This is a genomic window from Arthrobacter antioxidans (assembly GCF_023100725.1).
Lineage (GTDB): Bacteria > Actinomycetota > Actinomycetes > Actinomycetales > Micrococcaceae > Arthrobacter_D > Arthrobacter_D antioxidans.
In genome coordinates this window covers 2,529,352-2,549,703 of sequence record NZ_CP095501.1, presented here as the reverse complement: position 1 = coordinate 2,549,703, position 20,352 = coordinate 2,529,352, and the positions used below count along the sequence as shown (strand labels likewise).

Here is a 20,352-nt window from a genome sequence, read left to right as displayed (position 1 = left end):
CGGCGGCTCCGACGACGAAGGGCCGCCCACCGGGCGGCCCTTCGTCGATCGACCGGACCCTGCGCCTTGCAGGGCCCCGTCAGCACCGGACCGATTCCCCGGCCCGGAGCCCCTTACGAGGCGCGACGGGCCCTGGCGGCCCGGCGCTTGAGCGCACGGCGCTCGTCCTCACTCAATCCGCCCCAGACTCCGGCATCCTGCCCGGACTCGATCGCCCACTGCAGGCAGGTGTCCTGCACCGGACAGCGGCGGCAGACGCTTTTCGCTTCCTCGATCTGAAGGAGCGCCGGTCCGGTGTTCCCGACCGGGAAGAACAGCTCCGGGTCCTTGTCCAGACAGGCCGCGCGACTACGCCAATCCATGGTGATCACATTCTCCTTCAGCCTCACGCATCGTGTGTTTGTGAAAACATTCACGAGGGGGCTCATAGTAAAGGGGCCGATTTCGGCCCCCGGGTTTCAACTGAGTTAACGCTGTCACGTAACCAACAGGTAAACAAGGGCTTGACCGCTCTAATTGGTCCGACGGATGAGTGGTTTGTCACAGCGATGCCTGCTATGGACCTGATCGGCGGACATCGAGCGGTCAGCAGCCGGTCCGGTAGGGTTCGAGGGTGTCCACCGATCCGGCCCCGCAGCGGGCAACCCGACCGCCCGGCGTCGTCCTGATCGCCGTGGTCCTGGTGCTCGAGGCGATCGCCCTCCTCGCCCTGTCCATCGGGTTCCTCCTCTCGATCTTCGGACGGGACCCGATCTCCGTCGGAGGATCGGTCTTCATGACCGTCCTGCTCCTGCTGGTCGCCGCGAGCCTGGTGGCCATGGCGGGGAAACTCGTGGCCGGCTTCCGCTGGCCGCGATCGCCGTCCCTCGTCGTCCAGCTGTTCCTGGTGATCCTGGCATTCCCGTTCTTCACGGCCGGGAATCCGCTCATCGGCCTCCTGCTCATCGCCCCGGCCGCAGCGGTGATCCTCACCCTCTTCTCGAAGCCCGTCATCGACTTCACCACCCGGGCGGCGGGGCCGGGACGAACGCTGTAGATCGCGGTGCGGGCCGGCCCCGCGCTGCCCCCGGCGGTTCCTCCCCGTCCTGACACTCCTGCACCCGCGCCAGCTGGACCTCAACGATGCCCGACGGGTCGCAGGCGAACCCGCGGCCCGGGGTGGGGGAGCCTTCCGGCTCGAGGCGCACCCCGAGGACGTCGCCGTCGGCCGGTGACCTCGGGGACAGCACGAGGCCGCGTCCCAGTCCGCGGACGTGGACGGCCAGGGGGACCCGCGCCATCAGGGACGGACCCGGCGTGGCGGTGAGCACCGCGGCGGCACCCTGCGCGAGAAGCCCTGCGAGCGCCTGGTGCACGTCGGCGGGAAGATGGTCCGCATCATCGACGAGCAGGAGGCAGTCCCGCGCCGACGGGCCGACGCCGCGCCCGGCGAGATCCCGCCAGTAGCTCAGCGACTCGGCGTCGGCGCCGCCGTCCGGTGGCGCGAAGACGGCAGGACGCGGCCTGAGCCGGGATGCCGAATCCCTGAGCACCCGGATCACCGTGGTGCGTCCTGCCGTCGGGTGGCCCAGCACGAGGAAGACCTCGCCGGGCCGGAGGCTGATCGCATACGGATCGAGGTCGTCCCCGCACAGCCCTACGGGGAGATCGATCGATCCCCGCCGCGACTCCGCCACGGGTCGCCGATGGAGCCGGGCGGCGTCCACGGTGGACGGCAGCGGATGGACCGGGAACGGCGCCCGGGCCGGGGGTATCAGGAGTGGGCCGGGGCGGGCAACCTCCTGCACGAGCTGGCAGGTGCCGTCACCCCAGATCCCGGTGATGCGGCCCTGGGCGAAGCCTCGGCCCGCGACAGCATCCATGGGCGGCATCTTCGGCCAGGTCATCGTCGTCTCCGGCTGGGCGCCCAGCGGGACGTAGGCGCGGTTCGGGAGGAGGGCGAAGAACCGGGCCGTGGTCAACTCCCGGTCCCCACCGATGCAGACCGTGACCCCGCGCGCAGCGCCGTCCCGCACGAGCGACTGCAGGTCCTCCTCCGCGCGGGCGAAGCGGCCCTGGCGGAACTGGCTGCTCCACCGTCCCCATCCGGTGACCAGGAGGACGATCCTCGGCTGGTCCTCGGGGGGCCCGCCCGCGAGACCCACCAGTCTCTCGAGGACCCGGCCGGCGCGTTTCGTCTCGTCCGATCGGACATAGGCACCCACCTGTGGGCCCGTCGAGCAGCCGGTCAGGCCGCCGTCACCGTCGAGGAGATACAGGTGGACGTCGGGATCGACGGCGGGCAGGCGCGAGGCGACCGCCGCGATGGCCTGGGTCGCGCCGCTGCCGGGGAGCCCGAGGACGGCGAGGTGGGAGTGGTCCTCGGGTCGCCAGAGCAGGAGCCGCTGTTCCTGGCGGTCCGGGAAGTCCGCGACGCCGAGGGGCACACCCCCGCGTCCAGGGCGGGCACCGGGGGTGCTGCCCTCCGCCATCACGGGAGGGAAGTCTTCGCATGCCCGCGAGGTGAGCACGGCCGGCAGGGGCGGCAGGACGGGTCGGCGTGGCCGCGGCGCGGAGGACCCGCCGGCCGCGGATCGCAGGGCATCGACCGCCTGTCCGAGCACGGCGCACTGCCGCCGGTGCGGGGCTGCTCCGTCGGGGTCGGGCACGTCCGCCCGGGCAGCACCGGCCGATGCGCCAGCGACGTGTGCGGCGAGGTCCTGCCAGCCCGCACTGCGGTCCGCGGCGGGTACCGCCGACGAGGACGCGACCTGGAAGGCGATCGGCGCCTCGGATCCGCGGCGCAGGAAGGCCCGGCCCGGGGCGTGCAGGGGCAGGCCGGCGGCCGCCGATGTCCCGAGAAGGTCCTGCGACTCCATCGGGGTCTGGACCCTGAGGAGCACCGTCGCGGTGATGTTCGCCCTCAGGTCCGGGGTCACCGCGCCCTGCGCCCGCTGGGTCGCCAGGACCAGGTGCACTCCGAGTGACCGGCCGAGCGAGGCGATCCTCATCAGGTCCGGGATCGCGGTGGGAACGTCGTCGCTCAGCATCCTGAACTCGTCGATCACGATCACCAGTCGCGGGGGGCAGTCCTCCGGCGCGGCGCGGCGGAGTTCGTCCAGGTCGTGCGCGCTGTACGCGGAGCACAGGTGTTCCCGGCGGCGCAGCTCCGCCCGGAGCGACGTCAGGGCCCGGCCCGTCGATTCGGCCGACAGATCGGTGAGACTGCCGACACAGTGCGGCAGGGCCGCCAGCGGACCGAGGCCGGAACCGCCCTTGTAGTCGATCAGGAGCAGCGTGAGGTGCTCGGGTGGCTGATCGAGGGCGAGTCCGAGCACGAGGGTCCTCAGGAACTCGGACTTCCCCGAACCGGTGGTGCCGGCGACCAGGAGGTGCGGGCCGTCCTTCACGAGATCGATCGACAGCGGGCCCTCCCCGGACCGGCCCACGTGGGCGGTGGCGTGCTCGCCGCCGGACGTTGACCACCGGTGGGTGACCGCTGGTGCGAGCGTCGCCGGCATCAGATCCTCCGACCAGAGGGAGGCGGACTCCGGCAGGGCCGGAGCCGCGGAGGGCCGGGTCCTCCGGTCGTCGGCCGCCGAGGCAGGGTCGAGCGCCGCCGCCCGGGCGAGCGCCCGGGCCGTCCGCTCGAAGGTCCGGGCCGAGACCCGGTCCGGAAGGACCTCGTAGTCGTGGCCATCCATGCGGGCCCGGGCGGTCCCCGCCGTCAGCGTCATCCCCGATGCTCCGGGGCCCGCCCCGCGCCCGGGGACGGCCCGGTCTGGTCGTGGTCCGGCGGCGACGCGGATGACGAAGGCCTTCGCCTCGCCGGCGAACCCGGGCAGGTCCCCGGAGAGCTGGAAGACCAGCAGCAGCGCGGCCTGTGCTGCGAGCGAGGCGAGGGCTCCCCGGTCATGCGTGAGGTGCACGTTCGGCAGGAAGCGTGCGTGGTGCGGGAGGTCCCGGGCCGGTCCCCAGCACACGACGGTCGGGGCTCCCGACCGCGGGTGGGCCGCCTGGAGCAGGAGCGCCCGCAGGACGCCCTGCACTTCCTCGCCGTCACCGGTGATCGTGAACGAGCCGGCGCGGGACGCGTCGCCGGTGTCCGCGGCCCGAGAACAGGGAAGGAGGAGCGGGACGGCGTCCAGCGTCGGGGGCCCGAATGCGGAAGCGGCCCGCGCGGCCGTGAGATTGGCCGGTTGGTCCGCCCTGCCGAGCCGCAGCAGGACCAGGTCCGCTTCCGGCCTCGCGGCCCGGGCCGCCTCCGACGGCGGGTGGCGGGATGCACGGACAGCCTCGAGCCCCGTCTGTCCGGGATCGGGCGCCGCACTCCGGCGCCTGGCGCGGTCCCGACCGGCGGCGTCGCGCACCTCGTCGGCGAAGACGGCTGCTTTCCGGCGATACGTCGTCAGCGGTACGAGTCCGGTCACGGCGGAGAGCGCACTGAACGCGAGGAAGAACCACAGGCCGGTGGTCAGAGCGAGGACGATCCCGAGCACGAGGGGCAGGAATGCCGACACGACGAGGATGCGCGACGGCCTGCCCGGCAGCTCCGCACCGATGGACAGGGGCTCGAGGACGTCCCGGGGGTCTCCTGGCGTCCATCCCGGATCGTCGATCAGTCGGATACCGCACCGGCTCCCTCCGATCCGCAGGTCCGCAGCGCTGGTGATCTCCGCCGTCGTGATCCCCGCCTCCCCGACGAAGGTCCCGTTCACCGACCCGAGGTCCTCGAGGAGGACGGAGTCCTCCGTCACCGTGAGCAGGGCGTGATGCCGGGAGAGGGCAGGGTCGGCGATGGCGATGTCGGCCCCCGCGCGTCCGATGACGTAGCTGCCCCGCGTCAGGGGGATCACCTGTCCGGCATCGGGGCCCGTGTGGACGACGAACGCGAGGTGGGGGAGTGATGCAGGGGTGGAGGGACCCGGCGGCGTTCCGCACACGATGACGGCGCCATGCGTGAGGTCGTCGGAGTGGGGAAGGAGGGTGGCGAGCGGTCGTCCGTCCACGGTGAAGGGCCCCGGGTACCCGCCCGCCGTGAGCCGGTCCGCCAGTGCCGCGCCGGTGCGGAGGACGTCGGTGTCGACGACGATCTCCCGCGGTGCGAAGGCCGTCGGGGGAGCACCGGCGAGAGTGACATGCAGATTCATCGGGAACCTCCTGGACGGTGACTCGTCCCGATGCTAGGGCGGGAGGGGGCGGGTCCTGATCGGCACCCCCGGGATGTGGACAACCACGCCTGCCGCAGGCCGGGGGCGGGGCACCCCACTCCGCGACCCACCCTCCGCGACCCACCTCCGCGACCGATCCGGCCGTGGAGGTCGCCCCGGTACAATCGATCATCGTGTCTACCGAGAAGAATGCCCATGGCCGTCGCTGAAGCAAGTCCGACCGCTGCTCCCCGGGGTGCGGCCGGCGGCTCCGACCGTGGGTTCCGTCCCGAGGTGCAGGGCCTTCGGGCGCTCGCCGTGCTGATGGTGGTGACCTACCACGTCTGGTTCGGCCGGGTCTCAGGCGGTGTCGACGTCTTCCTGCTGATCTCCGCGTTCCTGCTGTCCCTGTCCTTCCTGCGCAAGGTCGAGGGCGGGAAGCCGCTCGACCTTGCACGGCACTGGCTGCACCAGTTCAAGCGGCTGCTGCCCGCGGTCGTCGTCGTCATCGTCGGTGTCCTCGGGGCGAGCTACGTCCTGGTCCCGCCATCGCGGTGGCCCGACATCATCGAGCAGTCCTGGGCGTCCCTGTTCTACGTGCAGAACTGGGTTCTGGCCTCGAACGCGGTCGACTACTACGCGGACGACCACAGCCTCGCGAGTCCCCTCCAGCACTTCTGGTCCCTCTCGGTCCAGGGCCAGGTGTTCATCCTGTGGCCCCTGCTGTTCCTCGCCAGTGCGCTGCTGGCCCGCAGGTTCCGGCTCAGGGTGCGTGGCGTGGTCCTGCTCGTGTTCGGCGTCGTGTTCGTCGCCTCGCTCGGGTTCTCGATCTGGGAGACGTACACGAACCAGGCCTACGCCTACTTCGACACCCGTGCACGCCTGTGGGAGTTCGCACTCGGCGCCCTGCTGGCCCTGGCCCTGCCGTTCATCCGGCTGCCGCTCGTACTGCGCATCCTCGCCGGCTGGGTGGGTGTCGTCGCGATGCTCAGCGGCGGCTTCATCCTCGATGTCCAGGGCCAGTTCCCCGGATATGTCGCGCTGTGGCCGCTGCTGGCCGCAGCGCTGGTGATCGTCGCAGGCCAGACCGGCAGCGCCATCGGCGCTGACCGCTTCCTGTCCGCCAAGCCCCTGGTCCGCGTCGGCGACCTGTCCTACGCCCTGTACCTGTGGCACTGGCCGGTCCTGGTGCTGGCCCTCATCTGGCAGGACCGGCCCTCGCCAGGTGTCCTGGGCGGCTTCATCGTCATCGCCGTGTCGCTCGTACTCGCGTACCTGACGATGCGCTTCGTCGAGCGGCCCATGCGGGCACTGGCGTGGGCGGACAGGCGGCGGCGTCGTGCCGTGGTGGTCCTGGCCGTCAGCGTGGCGCTGGTCGCCGCACCCCTGGCCGGCTGGCAGCACCTCATCACCCAGCAGGCCCGGGACGTCGCCGCGAACGCCGACACGAACAATCCCGGCGCGCTGGTGCTGGACCCGCTCCTCGACCTGTCCGCTCCCGAGGGGGTCCCACTGATCCCCGCGACCACCGAGATGGGCAAGGAGTACTTCCAGCTCGACAGGGTGTGTGCCGGGGACGACGAACCCGAGGACGAACTGATCCGGAGTGAGTGCTACGTCATCGATCCTCCCTCCACGCCCGTGCGGGACATCATCGTCGTGGGCGATTCGCATTCCCAGCAGTGGTCGGTCCCGCTGGCCGCGATGGCGCAGGAGAGGGGCTGGAAGCTGACGTTCGTCCTGCTGGGAGGATGCAAGTACGGGTCGGGTCCGGAGGGACGCACACCGGAGTGCGAGCAGTGGAACGCGGCGGTGACCGATTACGTGCTGAAGCAGGCGCCCGACCTCGTCTACACGGTCGGAACGGTGGCCCGGAGCGATGATCCGCAGGACCTCCTGCCGGCCGGGTTCGCCCGGACGGCACGGATGCTCGACGACAGCGGCATCCAGGTGGCGGCCGTCCGCGACAATCCGCGCTTCGGGACGAGTCGGGTGCTCTGCGTCGAGACGCAGGGTGCGGAAAGCCCGGAGTGCAACCCTCCCCGCGCTGAGACCCTCACCGATCAGCCGCCGGTCGCCGAACTGCTCGAACAGGCCCCGAACATCGCCTTCCTGGACTTCACCGACTACCTGTGCCGGGACGAGGTGTGCCCGGCCGTGGTGGGCAACGTCTTCGTGTACATCGACGACAACCACGTCAGCGCCACCTACCTCAGGACCATGCTGCCGATCTTCACCCAGCGCTTCGACGAGACCGTCCGTCTGTAGGCCGGTGGTGGGGGCGGTCGGTGTCGGACCGCCCCTCCGGTTGGAAGGGCCTCGGCTTCCGTCGGGTAGCCTTAAGCGGGCATGTCCGTCGTCAGAATCAATTCAGGAGCACTTGTGAGCGTTGACCTCGTTGTCGTCGGATCGGGCTTTTTCGGCCTGACCATTGCGGAAAGAGCGGCCACCCAGCTGGGCCTCAAGGTGGCTGTGCTCGACCGCCGGCACCACATCGGCGGCAACGCGTACAGCGAGAACGAGGCCCGCACCGGGATCGAGGTCCACCGGTACGGTGCGCACCTCTTCCACACCTCCAACGAGCGGGTCTGGGACTACGTCCACAACTTCACCGAGTTCACGAACTACGTGCACAAGGTCTACACCCGCCACAAGGGCGAGGTGTACCCCATGCCGATCAACCTCGGCACGATCAACCAGTTCTTCCGCTCCGCGCTCGGCCCCGCCGAGGCGCGGGCGCTGATCCAGGAGCAGGCGGGCGAACTCGCGGGCACGGACCCCCAGAACCTGAACGACAAGGGCATCCAGCTGATCGGGCGCCCGCTGTACGAGGCCTTCATCAAGCACTACACGGGCAAGCAGTGGCAGACCGATCCCAAGGACCTGCCGGCGGAGATCATCTCCCGCCTCCCCGTCCGCTACACGTACGACAACCGGTACTTCAACGACAAGTACGAGGGACTCCCGGTCAACGGCTACACGGCCTGGATCGAGCGCATGGCGGACCACCCGAACATCGACGTCCACCTCAACACCGATTTCTTCGACGAGGGCCACGAGTACTCGCGCTCGTCGACGCTCGGCCAGGTCCCCGTGATCTACACCGGGCCCGTGGACCGGTACTTCGACTTCGCGGAGGGAGATCTCTCCTGGCGCACCATCGACCTGGAGGAGGAGGTGCTCCCGGTCGAGGACTTCCAGGGCTGCTCGGTGATGAACTATCCCGACGAGGATGCCGCATTCACCCGCATCCACGAGTTCCGCCACTTCCACCCGGAGCGCGACTACACCAAGGACGCCACCGTCATCATGCGGGAGTACTCGCGCTTCGCCGAGAAGGGCGACGAGCCCTACTACCCGATCAACACCTCCGAGGACCGGGCGAAACTGCTCGCCTACCGCGACCTGGCGAAGGGTGAGAAGTCCGTGCTGTTCGGCGGCCGCCTCGGGACCTACAAATACCTCGACATGCACATGGCGATCGGATCGGCCCTCGCCATGTTCGACAACAAGGTCACGCCGCACTTCACGAGTGGGCAGAAGTTCGAGAGCGGCGGAGTCGACGCATGACCGTCGGAACGACTGAGGCCGTCGGCAGCGGCGCCGGGACGGACGGTGCCGCCTACCAGGTCGTCCACAAGGTCGTGCTCCCGGTCGAGGGGGACACCGACGTCCTGCCCCTCTATGTGGACTTCAATCCGGCGCGGCGCGTCGTGGACCCGTCCCGCCGGGCGATCCGGAACGGGGCGCCGAAGACCGCACCCTCGTTCCCCGTCCTCAGCCATCAGAGGTCCGACTTCATCGCCGGACGCACCAGTCTGAAACTGCCGGCGCATCAGAGGGTCTCCCTCGGCACCTACTTCAACGCGTTCCCGGCCAGTTACTGGCGCCGCCACACCCCCGTACGCTCCGTGCGGCTCCGCGTCGAGGTGGAGGCAGGCTCCGAAGCGTCGGTCATCGTCTACCGGTCGAGCCCGCGTGGCACCTCGAACAGGGTCGACAGTGCAACGACGACGGCCGGCGGCGAGCTCGTCTTCGATCTGCCGTTGGCATCGTTCGTCGACGGCGGCTGGTACTGGTTCGACCTCGTCGCCCATGACGCGGAGGTGACGCTGTCGCGGGCCGACTGGTCCGTGCCCGCCGCCTCGGCGCGCAGCCAGGGGACCCTCTCCATCGCGGTCACGACCTTCAACCGCCCCGAGTACGCGGTACGTCACATGACCACCCTCGCGAACGACCCCGATCTGCTCGAGGTCCTCGACCGCCTGATCATCATCGACCAGGGCGACGACAGGGTGACCGGACAGGCCGCGTACGCGGCGGCGGCCGCACGGCTCGGCGGGAAGTTCCGCCTCGTCGAGCAGGCCAACCTCGGCGGCTCGGGAGGCTTCGCCCGCGGTATGGAGGAAGCCCTGCGCGGGGAGGACAGCGACTACGTCCTGCTCCTCGACGACGACGTGAGCATCGAGACCGAGGGCATCCTCCGCGCCCTGCGCTTCGCCAACTACACGACCGACCCGACGATCGTCGGCGGCCACATGTTCAACCTCTACGAGCGGGCCGTCCTCCACACGTTCGGCGAGCAGGTGGACCGCCGTCGTTTCTTCTGGGGGCCGGCGGCGAAGAGCCTCGAGGGACACGATTTCTCGGAGCGCAACCTCCGGATGACGCCGTGGGTCCACCGACGCGTGGACGTCGACTACAACGGCTGGTGGATGTGCCTGATCCCGCTGCAGATCGTCCGTGAGATCGGGCTCGCCCTGCCGGTCTTCATCAAGTGGGACGACGCGGAGTACGGCGTACGGGCACAGAAGGCGGGCTTCTCCACGGTCACCCTTCCCGGTGCAGCGGTGTGGCACATGCCCTGGACGGAGAAGGACGACACGATCGACTGGCAGGCCTACTACCATCAGCGCAACCGGTGGGTCGCTGCCCTCAGCCATTCCCCCTTCGACCGCGGAGGGAGGATGCCCTTCGAGAGCCTCGCACTCGACGTCCGCCACCTCCTGTCGATGCAGTACTCCGCGGTAGCCGTCCGCATCCAGGCGCTCGACGACGTCCTCGAGGGACCCGCACACCTCCATGCCACCCTGGGGGAGCGACTGCAGTGGGTCAGGACCACACGGCGCGACTTCACGGATGCCCGGGTGATGCCGAACTCCTCCGACTTCCCGGAGGTGCAGGAACGGAAGAGCCACCACGCCATCCAGGAGCCGGCGACGGTTCCCGAATCGCTGGTCCGCGCCGTTCTCGCCCTGGTGGCCCAATGGCGCCCGGTTCCCGCCGAGGCGGTCGAGCGCCCCACCGTCGAGGTCCCCGCCATGGATGCGCGCTGGTGGCGCCTCACGCGGTTCGATTCCGCGCTGGTCACCGCCTCGGACGGGACAGGGGTGTCGTGGTATCGGCGCGACCGTTCCATGTTCTTCTCCCTCCTCGGCAAGACGCTCTCGCGGCACTGGAAGCTCGTGAGCAACTGGTCCGAACTGCAGGCACAGTACAGCGGTGCCCTGCCCGAGTTCACCAGTCGGCAGGCCTGGAACAGGACATTCCGCCGGTTCTCCAAGGAGATCGAGGGAGACACGGCAGATTGAGCAGCGGGGTGCGAGGGTCCGCAGCGGACCTGCCGGGCGCCATGCAGACACCGGGTGCTGGTGGCGGACTTGCGGCTGTCCTGAAGAACCGGTTCCTCCTGCGGCTCCTCGTCCGGAAGGAGATCCGGGTCCGCTACCGCGGATCCGTGCTGGGTCTCCTCTGGTCGTACCTCAAACCGCTCCTGCAGTTCTCCGTCTACTACGTGGCGCTGGGGATCTTCCTCAACCTCCAGGGCACGACGGAGAACTACGCGATCTACCTGTTCTCCGGGATCGTGCTCATCAACTTCTTCACCGAGGCCTTCGGCAACGCGACGCGGTCGATCGTGGAGAACCGGGACCTCATCAAGAAGATCTACCTCCCGCGCGAGCTGTTCCCCATCTCCGCGGTCTGGGTGTCGGCCGTCCACTTCTTCCCGCAACTCCTCGTCCTCGGCGGCGCCTGCCTCGTCGTCGGCTGGCGTCCGGGCGTCCTTCAGCTGTTCCTGGTGCTCGTCGGTTTCCTGATCGTCGCCTGCCTGGCGGCCGGGCTCGGACTGCTGTTCGGGGCGGTCAATGTGTACTTCCGGGATGCGGAGAACCTCGTCGACATGATCCTCATGGTGGTCACCTGGGCGTCGCCGGTCCTCTACAGCTGGATCCTGGTCAGCGACGCGCTCGGCAAGTGGTTCTTCCTGTACCAGCTGAACCCGATGACCGTCGCGGTCGAACTGTTCCATCTCGGCTTCTGGGTCCCCACCCTCGAGGACACGACGTCCGGGCCCACGCTGATGCCCGACCTCCTCGGTCTGTGGGTGCCCGTCGCGGCAGTCCTCTCACTGGTGATCCTGTTCATCGGCCAGCTCGTCTTCCGGCGCCTGTCGGTCAACTTCGCCCAGGAGCTCTGAGGATGGCCACCGATGCGATCGTCGCCACCGGACTGCAGAAGCGCTTCGTCCTCCGCCATACCCGCTCGCTGAAGGAGGCCTTCGTCTGGTTCGTCCGCGGCCGGAGGGGTGAGCTCGTCCAGAAGTTCAAGGCACTCGACGACGTCGGGTTCACGGTGCGGACCGGGGAGACCGTCGCCCTGCTGGGCCTCAACGGCTCAGGCAAGTCGACCCTCCTCAAGCTGATCTCGGGGGTGCTCCAGCCGGATGCAGGGGTCATCCGCACACGAGGACACCTCGCCGGACTCATCGAGGTCGGGGCCGGGTTCCACCACGACCTCAGCGGGCGGGAGAACGTGTACCTCAACGGGGCCATCCTCGGCATGTCCCAGCAGGACATCGAGGAACGGTTCGACTCCATCATCGAGTTCGCCGAGATCGGCGAGTTCATCGACACCGAGGTGAAGTTCTACTCGTCGGGCATGTACCTCCGGCTCGCGTTCTCGATCGCGGTCCACACGGATCCGGACATCTTCCTCGTCGACGAGATCCTCGCCGTCGGGGACGAGCCGTTCCAGCGGAAATGCCTGGCGAAGATCAGGGAGCTCGCAGCCGCGGGGAAGACCCTCATCGTCGTGAGCCACGACCTCGACCTGGTGTCGAGTGTCTGCGAACGCGGGATCCTGCTCGAGAACGGACGGCTCGTGAAGGACGGCGACGTGGCATCCGTCGTCTCGGAACTGAGACAGCGCGCAAGCGATCATTAGGAAAGCGCCAGGGGGCACCGGACGCCGGTCCCCGTCGGGAACGAAGCAGGCGCCTGGAACACCGGGATTTCACGAGAGGGAAGAATTTTGAGACATGAGAGCGCCGGTGGGGCTCGACCGATGATGAGCCGCCGGTCCGTCGTCCTGGGGATGCTCGGGTTGCCGTTCATCGCGGCCGCGTGCACCAACGGCAACGACGATCCGGGGGCCGGGAGGAATGCCTTCCCGATCGATGTGACGCATCACTTCGGGGTGACGACACTCGCTGAACGGCCGGTGCGCATCGCGACCTTCGGATACGCCGCTGCGGATGTCTGCATCGCCCTCGGGATCGCACCCCTCGGCATGCCGGGGTCGAACGCTACGCCCTGGTACAACCTGCGGCGCGTCGCCGAGGAGACCCTGATGCCGGTCCTCTATCCGGATGATGTCGATCTGGCTCTCGCCGCGATCGAGGAGCTCGAACCGGATCTGATCTTCACCCTCGGTGCCGACATCACCCGCGAGCAGTACGGTCGCCTGTCCGATATCGCCCCGGTCGTCCACGGGACGACCGCGGGGAAGCCCTCCTGGCGCGAGACGGTCGACCAGGTCGCACGGGCCCTCGGCAGGTCGGACGAGGGCGCCGAGCTCATCCGGGACACGGAGCAGCGGATCACGGCGTCGGTCTCCGACTACCCGGATCTGCCCGGGACCACCTTCCTCGTTGTCGAGGCCTTCACTGCGGCAGGGGCCGACCTCGGGGTCTACAGGGCCGCGTCCGGGCCTGTGGGCATCCTCGAGGAGTTCGGTATGGACCTCGCCCCGCTGCCGCCCGGCCTGGAGGAGTCCGAGGAGCTGGTCGACGATGTCTTCGGTCGGGTCGGGCAGGTCCGATGGCCTCGCGCCCGCGCGGAGGAACTGAGTGCGGAGGTCCTGGTCCTCGTCGCGGAACGACGGCGGGCCCAGGAGCTTGCGGACGAACTCGCGGGAGATCTCGATCCGGCCCAGCAGACCGTCCTCGCCCCGAAGGACGAGATGGGCGCTGCGATGATCATGGTGTCCCCGCTCAGTATCGAGTGGCTGGCGCGGAACTTCGTCCCCATCCTTGCCGAGGCCGCCTTCGACGTGCGCCAGTAGTCCGCTGTCCGGGAGGCTTCGAGCCGTCGGGCGCCCCTGATCGCTGATGGATCAGCGGTGCGTGATTTACTGGGGATGTGCAAAGGACAACGAGACCTGCTGTCCTTGTCGGGGTACTGGCTGTCGCCTACTCCGGATTCAGGATCCATACCCCGAGCTTCTGGGTGGACGAAGCCGCTACGATCAGTGCCATCGATCGCAGTCTGCCCGACCTGGTCCGGATGCTGGGCAACATCGATGCCGTGCATGGCTTCTACTATCTTTTGATGCGCGGATGGGCAGCACTCTTCGGCCTGTCGGAGTTCGCACTCCGGCTGCCGGGCGTCCTGGCGATCGGTGTGGCTGCGGGACTGGTCGTCGCCATCGGACGGCGGATCGGAAGCCTCAATTACGGGCTGACGGCCGCCCTGCTCATGGTGCTGCTGCCGAGAACCCAGTATGTCGCCACCGATGCCCGGTCCTATGCGCTGGCGCTCGCTGCCAGCGTCGCCGCGACGTACTTCCTCGTACGTGCCCGCGAGCTCCCCAGGCGGCGGTTCTGGATCGGCTACGCCGCGGCAGGCCTGCTGGCCACGCTGCTGTCCTTCTACACGGTGCTCGTCCTCGTGGCCCACGCCGTGACCGTCTGCCTGGACCGGAGACTGCGGGAGAGCTGGCGCCCGTTCCTGGCGACCAGCCCGGCGTGGCTCATCCCCGCGGCCTGCCTGGCCGCGATCGGCGCGAGCCAGCAGTTCCAGATCGCATGGATACGCCCGATCGACAGCGGCGTCATCGCGGAGGTCGTCCTCCTGCAGTTCTTCAGCGACGCCTACCTCATGCTCGACGGCGACATCGCCCCTCTGCCGACCCCCGGCGAGAACCTCACCACGGTCGGGCTCGCTGTGGTCCTGTGGGGCCTGACGATCGTGGGGGCCTTGCGGCTCCGGAAGCATTTCGCCGCGAGATTGGCCGTGCCGCTCCTCGTGGTCCCGTTGGTCTGTGTCATCGGCGGGTCCCTGGTTCTCGGCTCCCCGTACTATCTGCCCCGCTATCTCTCGTTCGTCCTGCCGTCCGTCCCGCTCCTGGCAGCGGGGGTGGTGCTCAGGGTGGGGGAGCCCGCATCCCGCGGTGGACGGTCGGCGACACCGTCGGTCTGGGATGGTCGGGCGGCGGTCGGTGTGCTGGCTACTGTCGCGCTGCTGGCCCTGCCGTCCTATCTGGGCCAGCGGACGGAATACGGCAGGAGTCCGGGAGACGACTTCCGCTTCGTGGCGGACACCATCAGAGCCGAGGCCGAGGCCGGGGAAGCCATCGCCCTGACGGTGGATGCGGGCCTCGGCCGGATCGCCTACCAGGACTCCTTCGCCGGTCTTGACGACGTCACGATCGGCACGAGCGCCGAGGAGTGGGGGAGGATCTACGATCAGCGCTTCGACCTGGACGCCGTGGAGGACAGGATCCTGCCGCACGATGTCGTCTGGGTGGTGCATCCGAGGGAGGACCCCGCTCCGGAGCGGACGCTCGAATCGCTCGGCTATCGCGCTGGAGCGCGTTTCGACGGACCGGCCAATTCGGTGGTCAGGTTCGTCCGCGACGGCGTCGTCGGGGACCCGTCGCCGTCGTGACCCGCTGGGCACGCTGAAGGAGTTCGACGGCCCGTCGCGCGTCCCGTCCATCGGTAATAGTGGAAACTGATCGCGGATCCGGTGTGACTCTCTGTCCACCTGACGCAGCCCCTAGGCTGCTGTCCTTCACAGGACCTGTCCACCGGCCCACGATCGCTTCACGTGCCGGCGGGTATGGCCTGATAGGAGCCTGACCAGATCCCCTTACCGTATTGCCTGCCTGTTCTGGCCACGTGGAGACCCTCCTCCGTTGAAAGGCAGACGTGTCAGATCCTGAAGTGCAGGAACAACGCGTTGTGGTGGGTGTCGACACGCACGCTGATATTCATCACGTCGCCGTCGTCACCGAGTACGGCAAACCGATAGCCGACCAGGCGTTCCTCACGACTGCCGCGGGCTATCGTGAGGCTCTTCGCTTCATCACCGGATTCGGTGAAGTGCTGCAGATAGGCATGGAAGGTACCGGCACCTACGGCGCTGCCCTGACAAAGGTCCTGCAGGGCGAAGGGATGATTGTCATTGAAGTAGACCGGCCCGACCGCCAGCACCGCCGGCTCAAGGGCAAGACAGACCCACTGGATGCGTATCGTGCAGCTCAATCCGTCATCGCAGGTAGGAGTACCGCGGTCCCGAAAGCCAAGGACGGGCCTGTTGAATGCCTACGGGTCCTGCGCGCAGTACGAGTACCCGCAATGAAGTCGCGCAGCGCAGCGATCAACCAGATCAAGGGCTTGTTGATCTCCGCTCCGGAGGTTTTGCGGTCCGAGTATCAGGGCATGCCCACGGCGACCATGATCGGGGTCATGGCCCGATCCCGACCGTCCGGGCACCAGGCCGATCCCTCCTATGTGACGGCGCGCGTGCTCAAGGCGTTGGCCGTGCGTTACCAGCACCTGAGCGAGGAAATCGATGAAGCTACCGCCCAGCTGAAGGACATCCTGGAGTCGTATGCGCCGATGCTACAGGAGCTGACCGGTGTTGGCACCGATGTCGCATCCCAACTGCTTGTCACACTCGGAGACAACCAGGATCGGGTGAGGAACGAGGCCCAGTTCGCGGCCCTCGCGGGTGTCGCCCCGGTTCCTGCCTCGTCGGGTAAGACCAGTCGTCACCGGCTCAGCCGCGGAGGTGACCGGCAGGCCAACTGCGCTTTGCACCACATCGTCCTGGTGCGCATGAACATCGACCCCCGAACCAAGGAGTATGTCGCTCAACGCACGGAGGAGGGTAAGAGCAAACGGGAGATCATGCGGTGCCTGAAGCGCTACGTCGCCCGCGAGGTCTACCGCCAGATCACCAACCCGGTTCCGGCACCCGCCATCGCGGACCTGCGACCTCTCCGCCACGAACTGGGCGTCACGCTGCAGGAAGCAGCCGGCAGTCTTGGTGAGTGGCCATCGACCCTCTCCCGGCTCGAGCGCGGCCGGACCCGCAACGATCACCTCCTCCTGCGCTACCGGGGCTGGCTTCATGATCACAACACCGGGGCAGAAGCCCTGACGGACTCAGCGGTCGACGCCTTACAGGTATGACCCTTGACTGGCGCGCCTGCTGCCCAGGTGGGCACGGCAGAAGCCCCTACGCTTCGCCGCGTGCCCCACACACCGGCGAGGCGGAGGCTGACTCTGGTCTCGCCGTTAGCGCGGGTCTGCGACTGTCCCGAGGAAGACGGGCAGGCCCGTGTCCTCGTGGATGATCTGGTAGCCGAAGGGCCTGTCGAAGGAGATGCTCAGGTCGGGCACCATGGGAGCCGATGTTTCCGCCATGGTGATCTGCGTGACCGCGGCTGCCACGGTGCCTTTCTCGGCGACGGTGATGTTTGCGGATTGCGCCGCTCCTGACACGTAGGCGTTCGGTGTGATCGCGTCGAAGTCGGGCGCAGTTCCGATTGATTCGTCGAGGCCCATGGCCCGCAGGACCACGAGCAGATCCTGGTCATAGGCGTGATCCCACGTTGGTAGTGCCAGTTCGACGGGACGAGGTTCCGCCGCGTCGAGGGTCGCCCCGATCGCGACGAACTCGTCCTCCGACCACAGCGGCTCGGTTCCTTCATCGGGGAGAACCAGGCGCATGGAGAAGCCTTCTCGATACGGCAGGTCGATTCCCGACCAGCCCTCTCCACGTGCGTGCCGCACCACGGGTGAGGCGTGCATGGTCGGCACACTCGCCATAGTGCCGTCGGCGAGCCTGAAATCGTCATCGTGGGTGGCGGATTCGTCGAATGGCTGCTCCCATGCCGCCGCGAAGAACACCACGTTGAGCAGACTGAGGATCGTCCTTCTGTCGACCTTCAGCGGGGCTTTGTCGATGCGCCCGCCTGTCTCCTCCGAGACCCATGCGTCGATGCGCCCGGGCGTCTCGGGCGCTGCGAAGTCCACGGGGTACACGCCAGACCCGTAGTGCCGCGCGAGGGTTTCGAGATAGGACTGGCCGATGATGTCGTCTTCCGGCACGAAGGCTGCATTCGTGATGCGCAGCAGCGGAACCTCGGGTGGATTGTCCTCATCCACGTCGCCCGGATCGCCGTCGAACTGTTGGACGCTCGCCATCAGGGCGTTGAGCGCTTCGTCGCGGTGATCGATGGGCAACCCGAGCACCGCATCCATTTCCGCCGCCGTCGTGGTGCCCGCGCCGGCGCGGAGCATCGACAGCGCGTAGAGAGCGCTCAAGGGGCTGGTGACCTGATTCGTATCCGGGTCCGTGGTCATCGCCGCTCCCAACCGGAACGATGAACGCAGGAGCGCTTGCTCGGCGTCGGAAAATTGATCCTGCGCGACGACGGCACGTTCTACGGAGGCGGAAAGCTGTTCGGGGGCAGCACTCGAGCACGCGGTCAAAATTACTGCCACTCCTACTGCGGTCATTGCTGCGATACGTCGACGCCACTGCTGATTGCGCATGCACGCTCCCTGGTCGAAGCTTTCACCGTAGGCCCCACTTCTACCGAGGTCTACGGTCCGCGCAGAACAATCGCATCACGGTCCTTCAGCCGTCGCCGCTCTCCCGGCTCGGGTATTGACTCTTATAGGAGCGTCCCGTGCACGGCACCATCGGGGCCTGCGCGACGTCGATCAGCGTCGTCCGCCGGCCCTCGGCATCACGATTCCGTGCAGGCATCGACGCGGTAGAGGCGGGCGTCGCCTTCCTCCGCGACGAGGGAGATGCCAGGGGCGCTCCCGTCCTCCAAAGCCCGGAGACCGATGTAGGGCTCGTCCCCCGGCACGATCTCCTGATCGCCGAAATCAAGGGCCCAGAGGGCGCCCTCGCGCGTGATGGCGTCACAGACCGACACGTTGTACCCGGCCTCGTCCCAGTGATCGAGGAGTGTCTGCTCGGCGTCGGTACGGTCCCCGAAGATATGGGGTGCGACGGTGCGCCGGTCCGCGAGGGCATAGACGAGGGACGCACCGGTCCGGGGATTGCCCACGATCACGCCGTCGGCCGGGACGAGATCGGGGACGCGCTGCAGGAGAGCGAGCTCATCGGTGGTCAGGAGGGGAGATTCCTCCTCGAGCGCGAAGACCTCCTCCATGCGGATCTGGACTCCGGCCAGGGTCCCTCCCTGGGTCCCCACCCCGAGGAGGAGGACGGCCGCCGCAGCGGTGATCGGGCTGCTGGTGATCCTGGGTACCACGCGGCGGGTCCGTTCCACGGGGGAGGGGTGTGAGCCCCCGTCGATGACCGGTTCCTCTGCGGTCCGTCGCTTCCCGATCCGCCGCAGGAGACCCGTCAGCCATTCGGCGCCGAGAACGCTCAGGGGAAGCGTGACGACGGGAAGCAGCGCCGCGAGGCGGAAACTGTCGTTGTACCAGACCCCGGTCAGGAAGGTACGGAACCAGCCCAGACTCCAGCTCGACACCACCATGTACAGGATGCCGCCGATGACGAACATCATGAGGATCCACCACATGTCCCGGAACTGCCGCGCCGCGACGTAGATTCCGGCGACCGTCAGGATCAGGAGCACCCACGCCGTGGTCGCCCCCATCGGGGCACTTCCGAGGATCTCGCCGATCGCCCGGGCGTTGGTCTGGAAGGGTGTCCAGGGGGCGAAGGCCAGCGACGGCCGGACCTTCAGCCATGCGACGAGCGTGACGCCCGCGTACAGGACGAAGAGGATGCCCCAGAGGACAGGGCGCGAGCGCTCGCCCGTTCCGCCCCGGTGCCCCTGGAACTCCCTCACCGCTCTCCCCGCGACGACCGGCCCGGCGAACGCCAGGAGGGCGAGGAGCGTACTGGGGTGGGCGAGAGCGAGGCCCGGGACGACCGCGACCGCGAGCAGCCCGGCGGAGAGGGAGAACGAGCGACGACGCCCGGGGGTCATCCCGAGGGCTTCGACGACCAGCCCCAGGGCGGCCGGCAGGAGGGCGATGGCCGCGTGGTTCGGGTAGAGGACACCGAAGGCGACCATCATGTAGGGGAAACCGCTCATGCCCGCGCACAGGACGCCGGCCGCGAGCAGCGGGATGGGCCGGTAGCCGATGACCCGGCTGATCAGGAACACGCAGGAGAGCGGCCACACCAGGGCCCCGAGGATGATCGTGCCGACGTTGACCGCGACAGGTACGGGGGTGCCGGTCATCATGACCACGAGTGCCATGAGATCGTGCATGGCGGCGGGATAGAAGGCCTGGGAGGCCTCGGTCAGATTCCCGAGGCTCAGCGCCGAACCGTTCTGGGTCTCGGCGATGTGCTTGATCGCATTGAGGTGGTACACGTTGTCGAACGTCTGCGAGAAGTTCTCCGGTGCCCCGAACCCCGCGATGTACCGACTTCCGATGATCACGGCCGGGAACGCGATGGCGACCGGGACCAGCGCCCTCGTGATCCAGCGGGGGAGTCCGTCACGGGACATCGGCTGGTTGTCCACCAGGGCCAGGTCCCCGTAGCGGCGAACCGAGCCGAGGCCTGCGGAATCGTTCCTCAGGAGCAGCCGCCGCGCGAGCAGGACCGCCGCGGCGAGGCACACGGAGAAGACCAGGTAGGACACGGGGTTGAACGGCACACCGACGAAGGGCAGCACCACGGCGAGGCACGAGCCGATCGTCATCGAGATCGGCGCCGAGAGGGCGGCGAGGCTGAGCCTCCTGACGCCGGCTGCTGCCAGGACGAGAAGTCCCGGCCCGAAGAATACGAGTACCGTGCTAACGAAAGCAGGGGCGGTAGCCCACCAGCTCATATGGTCATTCTCCTCGTCGTGTTTCTGAGGGCCGCGTTCGGAGGACACAGCGGTAGCCCTACGAGAAGATCGTTGCCCTGCGTGGCCCTCCCGAGCC

At 68.3% G+C, this 20,352-nt stretch carries 13 protein-coding genes; 9 read left to right on the top strand and 4 right to left on the bottom strand.

All coding sequences use genetic code 11. The features are described from left to right. Positions 1–113: 113 nt before the first annotated feature. The gene (locus tag MWM45_RS11690; RefSeq protein WP_043441485.1) at positions 114–362 is read right to left on the bottom strand and encodes a WhiB family transcriptional regulator; all 249 of its coding nucleotides are present in this window, start codon (positions 360–362) and stop codon (positions 114–116) included. Between the two features lie 251 nt (positions 363–613). Between MWM45_RS11690 and MWM45_RS11685 the strand changes: the two genes are divergently transcribed. Then, positions 614–1,036, top strand: coding sequence for a hypothetical protein (locus MWM45_RS11685; protein WP_247826589.1), 423 nt, complete (start codon positions 614–616; stop codon positions 1,034–1,036). Here MWM45_RS11685 and MWM45_RS11680 read toward each other — a convergent pair. Continuing rightward, complete coding sequence (locus MWM45_RS11680) at positions 999–5,129, bottom strand: FtsK/SpoIIIE domain-containing protein (RefSeq protein ID WP_247826588.1); 4,131 nt, start codon at positions 5,127–5,129, stop codon at positions 999–1,001. The genes MWM45_RS11685 and MWM45_RS11680 overlap by 38 nt on opposite strands. Positions 5,130–5,345: 216 nt before the next feature. On the opposite strand from MWM45_RS11680, the gene MWM45_RS11675 reads away from it, so the two are divergent. From MWM45_RS11675 to MWM45_RS11640, 8 genes are all read left to right on the top strand, one after another. Beyond that, entirely contained in the window at positions 5,346–7,397 is a 2,052-nt protein-coding gene (locus MWM45_RS11675; RefSeq protein ID WP_247826587.1) for an acyltransferase family protein, read from the top strand. Positions 7,398–7,511: 114 nt separating this feature from the next. Next, a complete protein-coding gene (gene glf / locus MWM45_RS11670) occupies positions 7,512–8,699 on the top strand; it encodes a UDP-galactopyranose mutase (protein WP_247826586.1) in 1,188 nt (395 codons plus the stop codon). Then, a complete protein-coding gene (locus MWM45_RS11665; RefSeq protein ID WP_247826585.1) occupies positions 8,696–10,720 on the top strand; it encodes a glycosyltransferase in 2,025 nt (674 codons plus the stop codon). Before glf ends, MWM45_RS11665 begins: the two co-directional genes overlap by 4 nt. Positions 10,721–10,761: 41 nt before the next feature. Beyond that, positions 10,762–11,607: an ABC transporter permease gene (locus MWM45_RS11660; RefSeq protein WP_247829217.1), complete on the top strand. Its 846-nt coding sequence runs from the start codon at positions 10,762–10,764 to the stop codon at positions 11,605–11,607. Between the two features lie 2 nt (positions 11,608–11,609). Beyond that, positions 11,610–12,353 carry an ABC transporter ATP-binding protein gene (locus MWM45_RS11655; protein ID WP_043441131.1) on the top strand — a complete coding sequence of 248 codons (744 nt, stop codon included), beginning with the start codon at positions 11,610–11,612 and terminating at the stop codon, positions 12,351–12,353. A gap of 120 nt (positions 12,354–12,473) precedes the next feature. After that, positions 12,474–13,472, top strand: a complete 999-nt coding sequence (locus tag MWM45_RS11650) for an ABC transporter substrate-binding protein (protein ID WP_247826584.1) — start codon at positions 12,474–12,476, stop codon at positions 13,470–13,472. 164 nt (positions 13,473–13,636) lie between these two features. Then, positions 13,637–15,076, top strand: a complete 1,440-nt coding sequence (locus tag MWM45_RS11645; protein ID WP_247826583.1) for a glycosyltransferase family 39 protein — start codon at positions 13,637–13,639, stop codon at positions 15,074–15,076. Between the two features lie 263 nt (positions 15,077–15,339). Then, a complete protein-coding gene (locus MWM45_RS11640) occupies positions 15,340–16,608 on the top strand; it encodes an IS110 family RNA-guided transposase (protein WP_247826582.1) in 1,269 nt (422 codons plus the stop codon). Between the two features lie 105 nt (positions 16,609–16,713). On the opposite strand, the gene MWM45_RS11635 is transcribed toward MWM45_RS11640, so the two are convergent. Beyond that, positions 16,714–17,976: a serpin family protein gene (locus MWM45_RS11635; protein WP_247826581.1), complete on the bottom strand. Its 1,263-nt coding sequence runs from the start codon at positions 17,974–17,976 to the stop codon at positions 16,714–16,716. A gap of 197 nt (positions 17,977–18,173) precedes the next feature. Then, positions 18,174–20,255 (bottom strand): DUF6541 family protein, encoded by a 2,082-nt coding sequence (locus MWM45_RS11630; RefSeq protein ID WP_247826580.1) that lies wholly within the window; start codon positions 20,253–20,255, stop codon positions 18,174–18,176. Positions 20,256–20,352: the final 97 nt, after the last annotated feature.